Genomic DNA, 16,752 nt, shown 5'->3' with positions numbered 1-16,752 from the left:
CATCGATCAAAATTGATGATTGGCAACCGATTTCTCAAGCCCGCAAATGAAAAGGCCAGAACAACCTCATCAGTTGTTCTGGCCTTCTTGTGTCCAGCGCTGATTCAGCGAACCTGCACCACCACTTTCCCGACCGCCTTGCGCTGGCCAAGATCATTGATTGCCTGCGCCGCGTTGCTCAGCGGATACACCTGCGACACCAGCGGCTTCAGCTTGCCTTCGGCGAACCAGCCAAACAGCTGCTGGAAATTCGCCGCGTTGTCCTGAGGCTGGCGCTGGGCGAATGAGCCCCAGAACACGCCAACCACCGCCGCGCCCTTGAGCAGTGCGAGGTTCACAGGAAACTCCGGAATGCGGCCGCTGGCAAAACCGACCACCAGCAACCGGCCATTCCAGGCGATGGCGCGAATGGCCTGGTCGAACAGGTCGCCGCCGACCGGGTCGTAGATCACGTCTGCGCCCTGGCCGTCGGTCAGGCGTTTGATTTCGTCCTTGAGGCTGGTTTCGCTGTAGTTGATCAGTTCATCGGCGCCGGCCGCCTTGGCCACGGCCAGTTTTTCTGCGCTGCTGGCGGCGGCGATTACGCGGGCGCCCATGGCTTTGCCGATTTCCACGGCGGCCAGGCCGACACCGCCGGACGCACCCAGCACAAGCAGGGTTTCACCCGGTTGCAGTTTGCCCCGTTGCTTGAGCGCGTGCATCGAGGTGCCGTAAGTCATGCTGAAGGCAGCGGCGGTGTTGAAGTCCATGGAGGGCGGGATCGGCAGCACGTTGTAGCCTGGAACGGCGACCTGCTCGGCGAAACTGCCCCAACCGGTCAGGGCCATGACCCGGTCACCGACTTTCAGGTGGCTGACCTTTTCGCCTACCGCGCTGACGACGCCGGCCGCTTCGCCACCCGGGGAAAACGGGAAGGGCGGCTTGAACTGGTATTTGCCCTCGATGATCAGCGTGTCCGGGAAATTCACCCCGGCGGCGTGCACGTCCAGCAGGATTTCATTCTTCTTCGCGACAGGGCTGGCGACGTCTTCCAGCACCAGCGATTCGGCAGGGCCGAAGGCTTTGCACAGCACGGCTTTCATCAGGGCTATTCCTTTGGGAGTGATGGCCGATAAGTGTAGGTGTGTGAGTCGACGGGTCAACGAGCATGCCCCGCCCTGATAGTCAGCCATAAGCTTGTGCTTGCGCGGCGGGTCGTTATGCTAGGCCGCAAACCGGATAAGGAGCGAATTGTGAAAGCGTGGATTATGTTGTTGCTGGCCCTGTCTCTGCCTGTGGCAGCAGTGGCTGAAGAAGCCAAAGAAGGTGGGGCGCCCAAGGTCAATTACATCACCCTGAGCCCGCCATTTGTGGGTAACTATGGGCTGGACGGCACGCCGAAGCTCAAGGTCTACAAGGCTGACGTGGCATTGCGGGTGACCGGCGATGAAGCGACCCAGTTGGTGAAAGCCAACGAACCGTTGATCCGTAATCAACTGGTGGCGCTGTTCGCTCAGCAAACCACCGAGGCGATGAACAATGTCGAGGCCAAGGAAAAGCTGCGTCAGGAAGCGTTGAAGCAGACTCAGCAAATCATGAATGATGAGACTGGCAAGCCGGTGGTTGAGGATTTGTTGTTTAACAACCTCATTATCCAGTAAGACTTTTGCTGTCCGGGCCGGCCTCTTCGCGAGCAGGCTCGCTCCCACAGGGATCTTCAGTGAATGCAGATCCATTGTGGGAGCGAGCCTGCTCGCGAAAGCATTCTTGCAGTCGCTAAAAGGCTCAAGGCCTTAACGCAATCACCGCCGCCCACTGCTCCGCGGTAACCGGCATCACCGACAGCCGCGAGCCTTTCTGCACCAGCGGCATCTGCGCCAGCGCCGTCTGTTGCTTCAAATAATCCAGCTTCAACACCCTGGAGAACGTCTCCACATGCGCGACATCAATCGCGCTCCAGGCGTTTTTCTCGGCGGTGGCCTTCGGATCGTAGTAATGACTCTCCGGCTCCAGTGCAGTCGGGTCCGGATAGGCCGCTTCGACAATCTTGCCGATCCCGGCAATCCCGGGCTCAGGGCAGCTGGAGTGATAGAAGAAGAACTCGTCGCCGACCGCCATGGACCTGAGAAAATTCCGCGCCTGGTAGTTGCGAACCCCGTCCCAGCGCGCTTTGCCAAGCTTCTCCAGACCTTTGATCGAGAGTTCGTCGGGCTCGGATTTCATCAGCCAGTAGGCCATGGTTTTTGCTCCTTGCGAGTCAGGTGGGCAAGTTGTCGGGCAATTTTATGACAAACCGACAGTCGGTTGACGCCAGCGTTTGCGTGTCAGTTCACGTTGTCGCAGAATGCCGGCCTTCTAAGCTTGACGCTGCTGCACGGCCTACACCTACAACGGAAACCGCTGCTGTCATCGTATTGATGTGCCTTTGGGGGGCAATCGATGAAACGCAAACCGGATTTACTATGGATTTTGGTTATTTTGTTTGGCCTCGGCGTCGTGACCACTGGCTATGCCCAAAGCCTGTGGAACAACAAGACCGATGCGCCGATTGAAATCGCGCAGCAACAACAGCCGTCGGCCTTCAAGCGCTGATCCTGTCTTTTCGACGCCGCTGATTCCAGTGGCGTCTAACTTGCGAAGTAGCAGGCCCTGTCCGTAACCGTTCCTTGCAACGGCACATCCCAGCTCGCTTGAGCCAAACGTTCGACCTTCTGACATTCATGGGCCAGGCCCAATAGCGTCGGTTTGCGCCAGTTTTTGCGTCGCGCCAGGTACGCCAGGCTCCGGTCATAGAAACCGCCGCCCATGCCGAGTCGGCCGCCGACATCGTCGAATCCCACCAACGGCAACAGCACCAGATCGAGCGCCCAGACTTTGCGTTGTCGGGCGAGGTTGTGCCTGGGTTCGAGAATGCGAAAACGGTTGGGTTTGAGTTTTTCGCCAGGACGAATCCGCTGGAACACCATTTTGGTTCGCGGCCAGGCGCTGAGCACCGGCAGGTAAGTCGCCTTGCCTTGACGTTGCGCAGCACGCAGCAACAGGCGGGGGTCGATTTCACCGTCGGTGGGCAGGTACAGGGAGATATGTTTTGCGCGGCGAAACAACGGCTGCTGGGCCAATTGCTTGTACAGCCCGCGAGCGGCCTGGCGTTGCTGATTGGGTGTCAGTGCGCGGCGGGCCTTGCGCAGCATGCGTCGAAGTTGCGGGCGGGGCAGCAGCGCAGGTTCGGTCATGGATTCGGGCTTCAGAAGGGTCGAGTACACAAAGCGTACCCGTAAAAAAGCCGATGCCGGTATTTAAACCGGCATCGGACTGGAATCAGGCTCCCCGGATGAACCGCTGCTGACTTAGCCCTTGAACCCGAAAGTTCAAGGTGGAAGATGCAGTAGGCTTTAAGGCTTTCCGTCTAGCGGACATGCACACCAGCCCAACGTGCAGCCTCCAGGGTAGTGCGAATCGGCTCAGGGACGTGGTCAACTGGCAAGCACCCCAGGGAGTGCTGCGAGTATAACCCAAGCGGTCCGGCGAATCAGCCCTTGGTGACGTCCGGATCGGTGGCGAGCACCAGATCGACGCGATCCAGCAGGTCGCGAACCTGCTCACGGGTCGAGCCGCTGACCTGCACATCCGGACTTTCTTGCTTATGCAGAAGGTCATGCGTGATGTTCAGCGCAGCCATCACGGCGATGCGATCGGCGCCAATGACTTTGCCGCTGCTGCGGATTTCGCGCATCTTGCCGTCCAGGTAACGGGCAGCGCTCACCAGATTGCTGCGCTCTTCCTGGGGGCAGATGATCGAATATTCTTTATCGAGGATCTGCACGGTAACGCTATTGCTTGAACTCATGAGTCTTGCTCCAGGGCCTTGAGGCGCGAAATCATCGATTCGACCTTACGCCGGGCGATTTCGTTCTTTTCAATGAGGTGAGCGCGTTCCTCGCGCCAGGTCTTTTCCTGAGCTAATAGGAGTCCGTTTTGACTCTTAAGTTGCTCGACTCGATTAATCAGCAGTTCGAGTCTGGCCATCAGCGCTTGCAGGTCGGTGTCTTCCATTGTGTCCACTGAAATTGAGTCTGATGGATGGTAGCAGGCGGACTGCTGTGTAGGAGCGAGCTTGCTCGCGATGCACCCGAGAACGCCGCGGGGTATCAGCGGCCCAGCGTTATCGTTGGCGACCATCGCGAGCACGCTCGCTCCTACAGGGGTAGTCGATGTAGGATACAAGGCCTTCATTCTAGACATAGCGCCGTCTGGCGCCTAGCTGCCCATGCCCATTCAGAATTCCCCGTACAAAGCCTTCGCCACCCTGCTGACTTCCAGCGGTCATAACGTCTCGCCTGCCGAACTGCATGGCCTGCTCCTCGGACGCAGTTGCGCCGGTGCCGGCTTCGATGCCGAAGGCTGGCTGGTTGATGCCGCCGAGCTGCTCGAAGGCGAGCCGCAAGACAACGTTCGCAACGCCTTGATCGGCCTGCAAGAGATGGTCAAGGGCGAGCTCACCGGCGACGACGTGACCGTCGTTCTGCTGCTGCCGACGGATGACGAGCCGCTGGCTGAGCGTGCCGCCGCACTGGGCCAATGGTGCCAGGGCTTCCTCAGCGGTTTCGGCCTGAACTGCCGTGACAGCAGCATGCTGAGCACCGAGGCCACCGAAGTGTTGCAGGATCTGGCGGCCATCGCCCAGGTGCAAGACGCGCTGGAAGAGTCCGACGACGGCGAAAGCGACTACATGGAAGTGATGGAGTACCTGCGTGTCGCGCCGCTGCTGCTGTTTTCCGAAACCAGGAAGCCGGACGCGCCGGCTGCCGCCAAACCGTCGTTGCATTAATCGCGAGCCAGGGAAAGCCATCTGCCCATGATCCATATCCCGAAATCGGAATACAGCCGTCGCCGCAAGGCCTTGATGGCGCAGATGGAGCCCAACAGCATCGCCATTTTGCCCGCCGCCGCGGTAGCCATCCGCAATCGCGATGTCGAGCACGTTTACCGCCAGGACAGTGACTTCCAGTACCTCAGCGGTTTCCCCGAGCCGCAAGCCGTTATCGTGCTGATGCCGGGGCGTGAGCATGGCGAATACCTGCTGTTCTGCCGTGAACGCAATGCCGAGCGAGAACTCTGGGACGGCCTGCGTGCCGGTCAGGAAGGCGCGATCCGCGACTTCGGTGCCGACGATGCTTTCCCCATTACCGACATCGACGACATCCTGCCGGGCCTGATTGAAGGCCGCGACCGGGTGTATTCGGCCATGGGCAGCAACCCGGAGTTCGATCGACACCTGATGGACTGGATCAACGTGATCCGTTCCAAGGCGCACCTCGGTGCCCAGCCGCCGAACGAATTCGTTGCGCTGGATCATCTGCTGCACGACATGCGTCTGTATAAATCGGCGGCAGAAGTGAAGGTGATGCGCGAAGCCGCGCGGATTTCCGCTCAGGCGCATATCCGAGCGATGCAGGCCAGCCGGGCCGGGTTGCATGAGTTCAGTCTGGAAGCGGAGCTCGATTACGAGTTCCGCAAGGGCGGGGCGAAGATGCCGGCCTATGGTTCGATCGTCGCGGCGGGGCGCAACAGCTGCATCCTGCATTACCAGCAGAACGACGCGGTGCTCAAGGACGGCGATCTGGTGCTGATCGACGCCGGTTGCGAGATCGACTGCTATGCCAGCGACATCACACGCACCTGGCCGGTCAACGGCAAGTTTTCCGCGGAACAGAAGGCGATCTACGAGTTGGTGCTGGCTTCGCAGGAAGCAGCCTTCGCCGAAATCGCTCCGAACAAACACTGGAACCAGGCGCACGAAGCCACGGTTAAAGTCATCACTGCCGGGCTGGTGAAACTGGGCCTGTTGCAGGGCGACGTCGACGAGCTGATCGCCGGCGAAGCCTATAAAGCGTTTTACATGCACCGCGCCGGGCACTGGCTGGGCATGGATGTGCATGACGTCGGCGAGTACAAGGTCGGCGGTGAATGGCGCGTGCTGGAAGTCGGCATGGCGCTGACCGTGGAACCGGGGATCTACATTGCCCCGGACAACCAGAGCGTAGCGAAGAAATGGCGCGGCATTGGCGTGCGCATCGAGGACGACGTCGTGGTCACCAAAACCGGCTGTGAAATCCTGACCCATGGCGTACCGAAAACGGTCGCCGAGATTGAGGCCTTGATGGCTGAAGCGCGGACAAAAGCAGCATGAGTCGAGTCAATCTGGCAATCATCGGCGGCGGCCTGGTTGGCGCGAGCCTGGCGTTGGCGCTGCAGGCCGGGGCCAAGGCTCGTGGCTGGAAGATCGTGCTGATCGAACCGTTCGCCCCCGGCCACACCTACCAACCGAGTTACGACGCCCGGTCTTCGGCGCTGTCCTACGGCGCCAAGCAGATTTATCAACGGTTGGGCGTGTGGCAGGAAATCTCCCGCCGCGCCGAGCCGATCAAGCAGATTCAAGTCTCCGACCGTGGTCGTTTCTCCACCGCGCGATTGTCGGCGATGGAAGAGGGTGTGCCGGCGCTGGGCTATGTGGTGGAAAACGCCTGGCTCGGCCAATGCCTCTGGCAAGGTCTGGACAAGGACGTGGTCACCTGGCGCTGCCCGGCGGAAGTCACGCGCATGGAGCCGTTGACCGATGGCTATCGCCTGACCCTCAATGATGAAACCGTCCTGGAATGCGACCTCGCGGTGCTGGCGGATGGCGGCCGCTCCGGCCTGCGCGAGCAACTGGGGATTGGTATCAAAAAACGCCCGTACAACCAGAGCGCGCTGATCGCCAACATCACCCCGAGCGAAGCGCACAACGGCATGGCTTTCGAACGTTTCACCGACGACGGCCCGATGGCGTTGTTGCCGCTGCCGGAAAACCGCTGCGCCCTGGTCTGGACCCGTCTGGGCATGGACGCGCAACGGCTGGCCGCCCTTGATGAACGCAGTTTTCTCAGCGAATTGCAGGGCGTGTTCGGTTATCGCCTCGGCACCTTGAAACAGGTCGGCGCGCGGCATCTTTACCCGCTGACGCTGATTGAAGCCGAAGAACAGGTGCGTCCGCATCTGGCGATTCTCGGCAACGCCGCCCACAGCCTGCATCCGATTGCCGGCCAGGGTTTCAACCTGTCCCTGCGTGATGCGCAGGCGTTGGCGGATGCGCTGCTGGCGAGCGAGAAAGCGCCCGGCAACTTTGCGACCTTGCAGGCCTACCGCGAGCGCCAGCGTCTGGATCAGAACCTGACCGTGGGGTTTTCCGATCAGGTCACGCGGTTGTTCGGCAGTACTCAACCGCTGGTCTCGCTGGGCCGTAACATTGGCCTGCTCGGCCTCGATCTGCTGCCGCCGGCCAAGCGCTGGTTTGCCCGGCAGGCGATGGGACTGGGTACGCGTCCCGATGTTTGAGGGGCTGACTGAAGCACACTACCTGCCGCAATTGCAGGTCGATATCCACGACGGCGCCGGCACCCTGGTGGCGCGGGTCCGGAAAACCCTTTACGTGCGGCTCAAGCCGCAAGCGAGACAGGCTTAAAGCATGGAAATGCGCGCAGATCTGCTGATTGTCGGGGCCGGAATGGTCGGCAGCGCCCTGGCGCTGGCGTTACAGCACAGCGGGCTGGAAGTCCTGCTGCTGGACGGCAGCCCGATGAGCGTCAAACCCTTCGACGGGCAGGCGCCGTTCGAACCGAGAGTGAGCGCCTTGTCGGCCGCCAGCCAGCGGATTCTCGAGCGGCTGGGGGTCTGGGATGGCATCGCCAGCCGACGCAGAAGTCCTTACACCGACATGCATGTGTGGGACGGCAGCGGCACCGGGCAGATCCACTTCTCGGCCACCAGCGTTCACGCCGACGTGCTCGGGCATATCGTCGAGAACCGCGTGGTTCAGGACGCCTTGCTCGACCGCTTGCACGACTGCGACCTGGGAATGCTGGCCAATGCGCGTCTGGAACAGATGCGCCGCTCCGGCGACGACTGGCTGCTGACCCTGGCCGATGGCCGTACGTTGCGGGCGCCGTTGGTGATCGCGGCGGACGGTGCCAACTCGGCGGTGCGGCGCCTGACCGGCGTGGCCACGCGCGAGTGGGATTATATGCATCACGCAATCGTCACCAGCGTGCGCAGCTCACAACCTCATCAAATGACGGCCTGGCAGCGGTTTACCGATCAGGGTCCATTGGCGTTTTTGCCGCTGGAGCGGGACGGTCGGCAGGATTGGTGTTCGATCGTCTGGTCGACCACGCCGAGTGAGGCCGAACGCTTGATGGCGCTGAATGACGAAGGCTTCTGTCGCGAGTTGGAGCAAGCTTTTGAGGGCCGTTTGGGTTCGGTGCTCAGCGCCGATCCGCGTCTCTGCGTGCCGCTGCGCCAGCGCCATGCAAAGCGCTACGTGGCTGAAGGCCTGGCGCTGATCGGCGATGCGGCGCACACCATTCACCCGTTGGCCGGGCAGGGCGTGAACCTCGGTTTCCTCGATGCCGCCGTGCTCGCCGAAGTGCTGCTGCAAGCGGCCGAGCGTGGCGAGCGGTTGGCAGACGTGAAAGTGCTGAGCCGCTACGAGCGTCGGCGCATGCCGCACAATCTGGCGTTGATGGCGGCGATGGAAGGCTTCGAGCGTTTGTTCCAGGCAGATCCATTGCCGGTGCGCTGGTTGCGCAATGCCGGGTTGAAGATGGTTGATCAGATGCCGGAGGCCAAGGCGTTGTTTGTGCGTGAGGCGCTGGGGTTGATCGGGGATTTGCCGGCATTGGCCAAGGCCTGATGTGGGCATGGCCCTGTGGCGAAGGGGCTTGCCCCCGTTGGACTGCGAAGCAGTCCCAGCATTTCTCCAGGCAAACCTAGCAATCCGATCTGCGACCGCTTCGCGCTCGAACGGGGCGGTGCGGCGATCCGACAAGCCCCCTCGCCACATTTTCTCAGCCATTCGAGTTGTGCAACATCTGGTAACTCCTCCGCAAACTGATCGATTGAGAACGTAAATGTGAGTCCTTATCATTTGTCCTCACTTTCAAATCGAGAGATCGCTCCCATGTTGGCACCGAAGCGTCTACTGACCGCCCTTGCCCTGACCCTGATTGGCAGCACTGCCGCCCAGGCCGCTGACGAGGTGGTGGTTTACTCCTCGCGTATCGACGAGCTGATCAAACCGGTGTTCGATGCCTACACCGCGAAAACCGGCGTGCAGGTGAAGTTCATCACCGACAAGGAAGCGCCGCTGATGCAGCGCATCAAGGCCGAGGGCGAGAACGCCACCGCCGACCTGCTGCTGACCGTCGATGCCGGCAACCTGTGGCAAGCGGAGCAGATGGACATCCTGCAACCGTTCACCTCGAAAACCATCGACGCCAACATCCCGCTGCAATACCGCGCGGCTTCTCATGCCTGGACCGGCCTGAGCCTGCGGGCCCGAACCATTGCTTACTCCACGGACCGGGTGAAGCCGGGCGAGTTGACCACTTACGAAGGTCTGGCCGACAAAAACTGGGAAGGCCGCCTCTGCCTGCGTACGGCGAAGAAGGTCTACAACCAATCCCTGACGGCCACCATGATCGAAGTGCACGGTGCCGACAAGACCGAGAAGATCCTCAAGGGTTGGGTCAACAACCTGTCCACCGACGTGTTCTCTGATGACATCGCGGTGCTGGAAGCGATCAGCGCCGGCCAATGCGACGTCGGCATCGTCAACACTTACTACTACGGCCGTCTGCACCAGCAGAAGCCTGACCTGGCGGTAAAGCTGTTCTGGCCGAATCAGGGTGATCGTGGCGTGCATGTGAACCTGTCGGGCATCGGCCTGACCAAACACGCGCCGCACCCGGAAGCTGCCAAGGCCCTGGTGGAGTGGATGACCACGCCTGAGGCGCAGAAGATCTTTGCCGACGTGAACCAGGAATTCCCGGCCAACCCTGCGGTGCAGCCGTCCGCGGAAGTCGCCGCTTGGGGCAAGTTCGTCGCCGATACTTTACCTGTGGAAGTCGCCGGCAAACGTCAGGCTGAAGCGATTCGCATGATGGATCGGGCTGGCTGGAACTGACGCCACTGTTATTGCAGTGAGTGGGTCACCTGTGGCGAGGGGGCTTGCCCCCGTTCGGCTGCGAAGCAGTCGTAAAATCGATAAACGCATTAGTAACTGATTCAATTTGGTTGAATGGTTTTAGGGCTGCTGCGCAGCCCAACGGGGGCAAGCCCCCTCGCCACAGAGTAAAATCGCTGGCTTCCCGGCCAGTGGCCCGCATTGACTAGAGAATCTCCTTGGCCCACCCCGCCCAACGCCGCTGGTATCCCCTGGTCTTCGCCATCGCTGCGCTGGTCCTGCTGCCTCTCAGCGTTTTGCTGATGTCCTGGCAAACCATCGATCATCAAATCTGGTCCCACCTCTGGGACACCCAGATGCCGCGCCTGCTGGGCAACACGCTGACCCTGGTACTCGGCGTCGGTGTCGGTGTAACGCTGTTGGGCGTCAGTCTTGCCTGGCTCACCAGCCTCTGCGAATTTCCCGGTCGACGCTGGCTGGATTGGGCGTTGATGCTGCCGTTCGCCATTCCCGCTTACGTGCTGGCTTTCGTTTTCGTCGGCCTGCTGGATTTCGCCGGCCCCGTGCAAACCCTGATGCGCGAATGGTTCGGCACCGGCCTGCGGTTACCGCGAGTGCGCTCCACGGGCGGTGTCATCCTCGTTCTGGTGCTGGTCTTTTATCCCTACGTTTACCTGTTGGCACGCACCGCGTTCCTGGCGCAGGGCAAAGGCCTGATGGAAGCGGCGCGAGTCCTGGGGCAATCGCCGTGGCAAGCGTTCTGGCGAGTCGCCTTGCCGATGGCGCGGCCGGCCATTGGTGCTGGCGTGGCGTTGGCGCTGATGGAAACCCTGGCGGATTTCGGTGCCGTGTCGGTGTTCAATTTCGACACATTCACGACCGCTATCTACAAGACCTGGTACGGATTCTTCAGCCTCTCCACCGCCGCGCAACTGGCCAGCCTGTTGCTGCTGGTGGTGATGGTCGTGCTGTACGGCGAGCGCCGTGCCCGTGGTGCCAATCGGGCGAGCAATGAGCGGCCGCGGGTCAAGGCGTTGTATCACTTGCGCGGTTTCAAGGCGTTGGCGGCGATGAGTTGGTGCGGGCTGGTGTTTGCCTGCGCCTTCGTCATTCCGGTGCTGCAACTGGTGGTGTGGTTCTGGCAGCGCGGCCGTTTCGATCTGGATGAGCGGTACGCCGGGCTCATTGTTCATACGCTGTATCTGGGCGGCATGGCGGCGTTGATCACCGTCAGCGTTGCGCTGGTGCTGGCGTTTGCCCGGCGCCTGGCGCCGACCCGGGCGATTCGTTCCGGTGTCAGCCTGGCCAACCTCGGCTATGCGTTGCCGGGTTCGGTGCTGGCGGTGTCGATCATGCTGGCCTTCAGTTATCTGGATCGCGAGCTGGTGATTCCGCTGTCGGGATGGTTGGGCGGAGCCGGAAAACCGTTGCTGTTGGGCAGTCTGTCGGCCTTGTTGCTGGCCTATCTGGTGCGTTTCATCGCGGTGGCTTATGGACCGCTGGAAAGTAGTTTGGCGCGAATACGGCCATCTTTGCCCGAAGCAGCACGTAGCCTTGGGGTCAGTGGGCCACGACTGTTTTTCAAAGTGTATCTGCCGTTATTGCTGCCCGGCACATTGAGTGCTGCGCTGCTGGTGTTCGTTGACGTTCTCAAGGAAATGCCCGCGACCCTGCTGATGCGCCCGTTTGGCTGGGACACGCTGGCCGTGCGCATCTTTGAAATGACCAGCGAAGGCGAGTGGGCGAGGGCGTCGTTGCCGGCGTTGACGCTGGTTCTGGTCGGGTTGTTACCGGTCATCGGATTGATTCGACGTTCGGCGCATCTAAACACCTAGGTGTCAGTCCTACACCTTGAGGCTACAATGCGCGGCATTCGGTGCGGTCCGTCCTACAGACCCGGTAGCTGAAATCGGCTGAAAGCCTTCTGTTTCAAGGCTTTCACCCCGTGTAGCACCGGCCCGCACCCTCGCCACGCCCGGAAGGAGAAACCCATGGGACAGCGTACGCCTCTGTATGACCTTCATCTCGCCCTCGGCGCGAAGATGGTCGATTTTGGCGGTTGGGATATGCCTCTGCATTACGGCTCGCAGGTCGAGGAACACCATCAGGTGCGCCGCGATTGCGGGGTTTTCGATGTATCCCACATGACCGTGATCGATGTCAGCGGCGCTCAGACCAAGGCCTGGCTTCAGCATTTGCTGGCCAATGACGTCGAGCGCCTGCACAGCCCCGGCCGTGCCTTGTACAGCACCATGCTCAACGAGCGCGGCGGTATCGTCGACGACATGATCGTCTACCGCCTCGACGATGGTTATCGCCTGGTGGTCAACGCCTCCACCCGCGATCAGGACCTGGCGTGGATGCAGGCTCATCTTGTCGGCTTCGATGTGCAGCTCATCGAGCGCTCAGAGCTGGCGATGCTGGCCATTCAAGGCCCGCATGCCCGACACAAAATCTCCGAACTGGTCACCCAGTCTCGCGGCAACCTGATCCAGCTACTCAAGCCGTTCGAAGGTCAGCCTGACGGTGACTGGTTCATCGCGCGCACCGGTTACACCGGTGAGGATGGTCTGGAAATCATTCTGCCGGCCGATCAGGCGCCGGGCTTCTTCAACGATCTGGTGGGCGCGGGCATTTCGCCGATCGGGCTCGGGGCACGGGATACCTTGCGTGTCGAAGCCGGCATGAACCTCTACGGTCAGGACATTCATCAAGACGTTTCGCCGCTGGCTTCAAACATGGCCTGGAGCATTGCCTGGCAACCGGCCACTCGTCAGTTCATCGGCCGTGCGGCCCTGGAAGCCGAGCGGGCCGGTGGTGTGCAGCACAAACTGGTCGGTCTGGTCCTTGAGGAACGCGGGGTTTTGCGCGCTCATCAAGTGGTCCGCATCGCCAATGTTGGCGAAGGGGAGATCACCAGTGGTAGTTTCTCTCCTACGCTTAGCAAGTCGATTGCACTGGCGCGCGTGCCGATGGCGACTGCCGACCGCGCGGAAGTGGAAATCCGTGGCAAATGGTACCCGGTCCGAGTGGTCAAACCGACCTTCGTACGCCATGGCAAAACCTTGATCTAACCTTTTCTGGCGGGCAACGACCGCTGACAATTTTCTTGAGGACACAGAACATGAGCGATATCCCTGCCGACCTGCGTTTTGCCGAAAGTCACGAATGGGCCCGTCTGGAAGCCGATGGCACCGTCACCGTGGGCATCAGCGATCACGCTCAGGAAGCCTTGGGCGATGTGGTATTCGTCGAGCTGACCGAAGTCGGAACCGTCTTCGCTGCCGGTGATCAATCCGGCGTGGTTGAGTCGGTCAAAGCCGCTTCCGACATCTACTCCCCGGTTGCCGGTGAAGTGATTGCGGTCAACGAAGAACTGAGCGCTAATCCGGAGCTGCTCAACTCCGACCCGTACGGTGCCTGGATCTTCAAGCTCAAGCCAAGCAACGCTAGCGATCTGGACAAGCTGCTCGATGCCGCGGGCTACAAGGCCGCCATCGGCGAATAAGCCCTCAGCGTCACCCAAAGCCTCGATCCGTCGGGGCTTTTTATTGCCTGACGATAATCCCTGTAGGAGCGAGGCTTGCCCGCGAAGGCGGTGTGTCAGTCGATAGCTGATTGGCTGACGCAACGCCTTCGCGGGCAAGCCTCGCTCCTACAAAGGTTCGCTGTTGGCAGCGGCTGCTATGCTGGTTTGACCGTGTTGCATCGACGTTGAGCGCCAGTCAAGAGAGAGCCCGTCATGTCCCAGTTGCCGTCCCTGAGCCAGTTACGCGACCCCAATGCCTTCCTTCGCCGCCACCTCGGGCCCGATGCCGCCGAGCAACAGGCGATGCTCGACAGCCTCGGCGTTGGCAGCCGCGTCGAGCTGATCGAGCAGACGGTGCCGCCGGGGATTCGCCTGAACCGGGCGCTCGACCTGCCGCCCGCCCTCGATGAAGAAGCCGCGCTGGCCAAACTGCGTGGTTACGCCAAGCAGAACCAGGTCTGGAGCAGCCTGATCGGCATGGGTTACCACGGCACGATCACGCCGGCCGTCATCCTGCGTAACGTGCTGGAAAACCCCGGTTGGTACACCGCTTACACGCCGTATCAACCGGAAATTGCCCAAGGCCGACTCGAAGCCTTGCTGAATTTCCAGCAATTGACCATCGACCTGACTGGCCTGGAGCTGGCCAACGCCTCGTTGCTGGATGAAGCCACGGCGGCGGCAGAAGCCATGGCCCTGGCCAAGCGTGTCGCGAAGTCCAGGAGCAATCTGTTTTTTGTGGATGAGAATTGTCATCCGCAGACCATTTCCGTGGTGCAGACCCGTGCCGAAGGTTTCGGTTTCGAGCTGATCATCGACGCTGTGGATAACTTGAAACAGCACCAGGTGTTCGGCGCGCTACTGCAATACCCCGACACCCATGGCGAGATACGTGATCTGCGCCCGTTGATCGATCACCTGCATGCCCAGCAAGCCCTGGCCTGCGTCGCCACCGATCTGCTGAGCCTGTTGTTACTGACTCCGCCGGGAGAGTTGGGCGCCGACGTGGTGTTTGGCTCCTCCCAGCGATTCGGCGTGCCCATGGGCTACGGCGGGCCCCACGCGGCGTTTTTTGCCAGTCGCGATGAATACAAACGGGCGATTCCCGGACGAATCATCGGCGTATCAAAAGATGCTCGCGGCAACACCGCTTTGCGCATGGCCCTGCAAACCCGTGAGCAACACATTCGCCGGGAGAAGGCCAATTCGAATATCTGCACCGCTCAGGTGCTGCTGGCCAACATCGCCAGTTTCTATGCGGTCTATCACGGGCCGGAAGGGCTGAAACGAATTGCCCAGCGGGTTCATCGACTGACGTGCATCCTCGCTGCGGGCCTGGAACGCAACGGCATCCTCCGACTCAACAAACACTTTTTCGACACGCTGACGCTTGAGGTGGGCGGCACTCAGACGGCGATCATCGAAAGCGCCCAGGCCGCGCAAATCAATTTGCGAATTCTCGGACGCGGTCAGTTGGGGCTGAGCCTCGACGAAACGTCCGACGAAACCACCGTTGCCAAGCTGTTCGATGTATTTCTCGGCGCCGATCATGGGCTGAATGTCGACGACCTGGACGCTGAAACGCTTCCTTCCGGCATCCCCGGCGGACTGCAACGATCCTCGCCTTACCTGCGTCACCCGGTATTCAGCGCTCATCACAGCGAAACCGAGATGCTGCGTTACCTCAAGCAGCTCGAAAACAAGGACCTTGCCCTCAACCAGTCCATGATCCCGCTGGGCTCCTGCACCATGAAACTCAATGCCACCAGCGAGATGATCCCCATCACCTGGCCGCAGTTCGCCAACCTGCACCCGTTTGTGCCGAAAGAGCAGGCGACCGGTTATGCGCTGATGATCGAAGAGCTGGAGCGCTGGCTCTGCGCGATCACCGGTTTCGATGCGATCTGCATGCAGCCCAATTCCGGCGCCCAAGGCGAATACGCCGGATTGCTGGCGATCCGCAAATACCACGAGAGCCGTCATCAAGGTGCGCGGGATATCTGCCTGATCCCGTCCTCGGCCCACGGCACCAACCCGGCCTCGGCGCAAATGGCCGGAATGCGCGTGGTGATCGTCGAGTGCGATGAGGCGGGTAACGTCGATCTGGAAGACCTGAAAGGCAAGGCTGCCGAGGCGGGCGATAAACTCGCCTGCCTGATGGCGACGTACCCATCGACCCACGGCGTGTACGAGGAAGGCATCAGTGAGATCTGTGAAGTTATCCACAGCCACGGCGGCCAGGTGTACATGGATGGCGCCAACCTCAATGCGCAAGTCGGGTTGGCGCGGCCGGCGGACATTGGTGCCGACGTTTCCCACATGAACCTGCACAAGACTTTTTGCATTCCCCACGGTGGCGGCGGGCCGGGCATGGGGCCGATTGGTGTGCGGGCGCACCTGGCGCCGTTCGTGGCCAATCACCCGGTGGTGGCGATTGAAGGTCCGTTGCCGCAGAACGGCGCAGTCAGTGCGGCGCCCTGGGGCAGCGCGAGCATTCTGCCGATCAGTTGGATGTACATCGCCATGATGGGACCGCAACTGGCAGACGCCAGCGAGGTGGCGATCCTCGCTGCGAATTACCTGGCGCAACATTTGTCCGGTGCATTCCCGGTGCTCTACACCGGACGCAACGAGCGGGTGGCTCACGAATGCATTCTCGACCTGCGGCCACTCAAGGCACTGACCGGCATCAGCGAAGAGGACGTGGCCAAGCGCCTGATGGACTATGGCTTCCATGCACCGACCATGTCGTTTCCGGTGCCGGGGACCTTGATGGTCGAGCCGACCGAAAGTGAATCGAAAGCTGAGCTCGACCGCTTTATCGGGGCGATGCTGAGCATTCGCGCAGAAATCACTGAGGTGCAGAACGGAAACTGGCCGGCCGAGGACAACCCGCTGAAACGGTCGCCGCACACACTGGCCGACATCGCCGGGGTTTGGGAGCGGCCGTACACCATCGAGCAGGCCGTTACGCCGGACGCGCACACCAAGGCGCACAAATATTGGCCGGTGGTGAATCGGGTGGATAACGTTTACGGGGATCGGAATCTGTTTTGCGCGTGCGTCCCGGTGGATGATTACCGCTGAGGGCGACGCCGATCTAATGTGGGAGCGAGCCTGCTCGCGATAGCGGTGGATCAGTCGCTGATGATGTCGACTGATCCACCGCTATCGCGAGCAGGCTCGCTCCCACATTGGAATTGTGTTGGGCATAAAAAATGCCGCTCATGTGAGCGGCATTTTT

At 60.9% G+C, this 16,752-nt stretch carries 16 protein-coding genes, 1 other RNA gene and 1 pseudogene; 12 read left to right on the top strand and 6 right to left on the bottom strand.

Features of this window, described 5'->3' with window-relative positions; all coding sequences use genetic code 11:
- Window positions 1–104 precede the first annotated feature (104 nt).
- On the bottom strand, window positions 105–1,082 hold the full coding sequence (locus tag ACA066_RS27875) for an NADPH:quinone oxidoreductase family protein (RefSeq protein ID WP_497697425.1): 978 nt from the start codon (window positions 1,080–1,082) through the stop codon (window positions 105–107).
- A gap of 150 nt (window positions 1,083–1,232) precedes the next feature.
- Here ACA066_RS27875 and ACA066_RS27870 point away from each other — a divergent pair, with 150 nt between their 5' ends.
- Window positions 1,233–1,640, top strand: coding sequence for a flagellar basal body-associated protein FliL (locus tag ACA066_RS27870; RefSeq protein ID WP_497697424.1), 408 nt, complete (start codon window positions 1,233–1,235; stop codon window positions 1,638–1,640).
- Between the two features lie 124 nt (window positions 1,641–1,764).
- Here ACA066_RS27870 and ACA066_RS27865 read toward each other — a convergent pair whose 3' ends face one another.
- The gene (locus ACA066_RS27865) at window positions 1,765–2,217 is read right to left on the bottom strand and encodes an EVE domain-containing protein (RefSeq protein WP_497697423.1); all 453 of its coding nucleotides are present in this window, start codon (window positions 2,215–2,217) and stop codon (window positions 1,765–1,767) included.
- Window positions 2,218–2,418: 201 nt separating this feature from the next.
- Between ACA066_RS27865 and ACA066_RS27860 the strand changes: the two genes are divergently transcribed.
- A complete protein-coding gene (locus ACA066_RS27860) occupies window positions 2,419–2,571 on the top strand; it encodes a hypothetical protein (RefSeq protein ID WP_007942433.1) in 153 nt (50 codons plus the stop codon).
- A 35-nt stretch (window positions 2,572–2,606) separates the two neighbouring features.
- Here the strand turns inward: ACA066_RS27860 and ACA066_RS27855 are convergent, their stop codons facing one another.
- The 4 genes from ACA066_RS27855 to ACA066_RS27840 form a co-directional block, all read right to left on the bottom strand.
- A complete protein-coding gene (locus ACA066_RS27855; RefSeq protein ID WP_497697422.1) occupies window positions 2,607–3,212 on the bottom strand; it encodes a 5-formyltetrahydrofolate cyclo-ligase in 606 nt (201 codons plus the stop codon).
- Window positions 3,213–3,299: 87 nt separating this feature from the next.
- A non-coding RNA gene (gene ssrS / locus ACA066_RS27850) (6S RNA) lies at window positions 3,300–3,478 on the bottom strand.
- Window positions 3,479–3,508: 30 nt separating this feature from the next.
- Entirely contained in the window at window positions 3,509–3,826 is a 318-nt protein-coding gene (locus ACA066_RS27845; RefSeq protein ID WP_017341388.1) for a cell division protein ZapA, read from the bottom strand.
- Complete coding sequence (locus tag ACA066_RS27840; protein ID WP_003213954.1) at window positions 3,823–4,032, bottom strand: TIGR02449 family protein; 210 nt, start codon at window positions 4,030–4,032, stop codon at window positions 3,823–3,825. Before ACA066_RS27840 ends, ACA066_RS27845 begins: the two co-directional genes overlap by 4 nt.
- 214 nt (window positions 4,033–4,246) lie before the next feature.
- Between ACA066_RS27840 and ACA066_RS27835 the strand changes: the two genes are divergently transcribed.
- The 10 genes and pseudogenes from ACA066_RS27835 to gcvP all read left to right on the top strand — a co-directional run bounded on the left by ACA066_RS27835 (window position 4,247) and on the right by gcvP (window position 16,595).
- Window positions 4,247–4,807, top strand: a complete 561-nt coding sequence (locus ACA066_RS27835) for a YecA/YgfB family protein (RefSeq protein WP_497697421.1) — start codon at window positions 4,247–4,249, stop codon at window positions 4,805–4,807.
- 27 nt (window positions 4,808–4,834) lie between these two features.
- On the top strand, window positions 4,835–6,169 hold the full coding sequence (gene pepP / locus ACA066_RS27830) for a Xaa-Pro aminopeptidase (protein WP_497697420.1): 1,335 nt from the start codon (window positions 4,835–4,837) through the stop codon (window positions 6,167–6,169).
- Window positions 6,166–7,353: a 2-octaprenyl-6-methoxyphenyl hydroxylase gene (gene ubiH / locus ACA066_RS27825; RefSeq protein WP_497697419.1), complete on the top strand. Its 1,188-nt coding sequence runs from the start codon at window positions 6,166–6,168 to the stop codon at window positions 7,351–7,353. Before pepP ends, ubiH begins: the two co-directional genes overlap by 4 nt.
- Before the next feature lie 19 nt (window positions 7,354–7,372).
- Window positions 7,373–7,480: pseudogene (locus ACA066_RS27820) on the top strand (tetrameric acyl-CoA thioesterase); the annotation flags it as partial.
- 9 nt (window positions 7,481–7,489) lie between these two features.
- Window positions 7,490–8,707, top strand: coding sequence for a 2-octaprenyl-3-methyl-6-methoxy-1,4-benzoquinol hydroxylase (locus ACA066_RS27815; RefSeq protein ID WP_497699971.1), 1,218 nt, complete (start codon window positions 7,490–7,492; stop codon window positions 8,705–8,707).
- A 267-nt stretch (window positions 8,708–8,974) separates the two neighbouring features.
- Complete coding sequence (locus ACA066_RS27810; RefSeq protein WP_497697418.1) at window positions 8,975–9,979, top strand: extracellular solute-binding protein; 1,005 nt, start codon at window positions 8,975–8,977, stop codon at window positions 9,977–9,979.
- A gap of 218 nt (window positions 9,980–10,197) precedes the next feature.
- Window positions 10,198–11,814 carry an ABC transporter permease gene (locus ACA066_RS27805; RefSeq protein ID WP_497697417.1) on the top strand — a complete coding sequence of 539 codons (1,617 nt, stop codon included), beginning with the start codon at window positions 10,198–10,200 and terminating at the stop codon, window positions 11,812–11,814.
- 156 nt (window positions 11,815–11,970) lie between these two features.
- Window positions 11,971–13,053 carry a glycine cleavage system aminomethyltransferase GcvT gene (gene gcvT, locus ACA066_RS27800; RefSeq protein ID WP_497697416.1) on the top strand — a complete coding sequence of 361 codons (1,083 nt, stop codon included), beginning with the start codon at window positions 11,971–11,973 and terminating at the stop codon, window positions 13,051–13,053.
- Between the two features lie 50 nt (window positions 13,054–13,103).
- Window positions 13,104–13,487, top strand: coding sequence for a glycine cleavage system protein GcvH (gene gcvH, locus ACA066_RS27795; protein WP_497697415.1), 384 nt, complete (start codon window positions 13,104–13,106; stop codon window positions 13,485–13,487).
- Between the two features lie 234 nt (window positions 13,488–13,721).
- Window positions 13,722–16,595 carry an aminomethyl-transferring glycine dehydrogenase gene (gene gcvP / locus ACA066_RS27790; protein ID WP_497697414.1) on the top strand — a complete coding sequence of 958 codons (2,874 nt, stop codon included), beginning with the start codon at window positions 13,722–13,724 and terminating at the stop codon, window positions 16,593–16,595.
- The last annotated feature ends 157 nt before the right edge of the window (window positions 16,596–16,752 follow it).

This window comes from Pseudomonas sp. LBUM1651, assembly GCF_059716135.1.
Note: the sequence above shows the minus strand (reverse complement) of the source record. Positions and strands in the feature narration are given on the sequence as shown.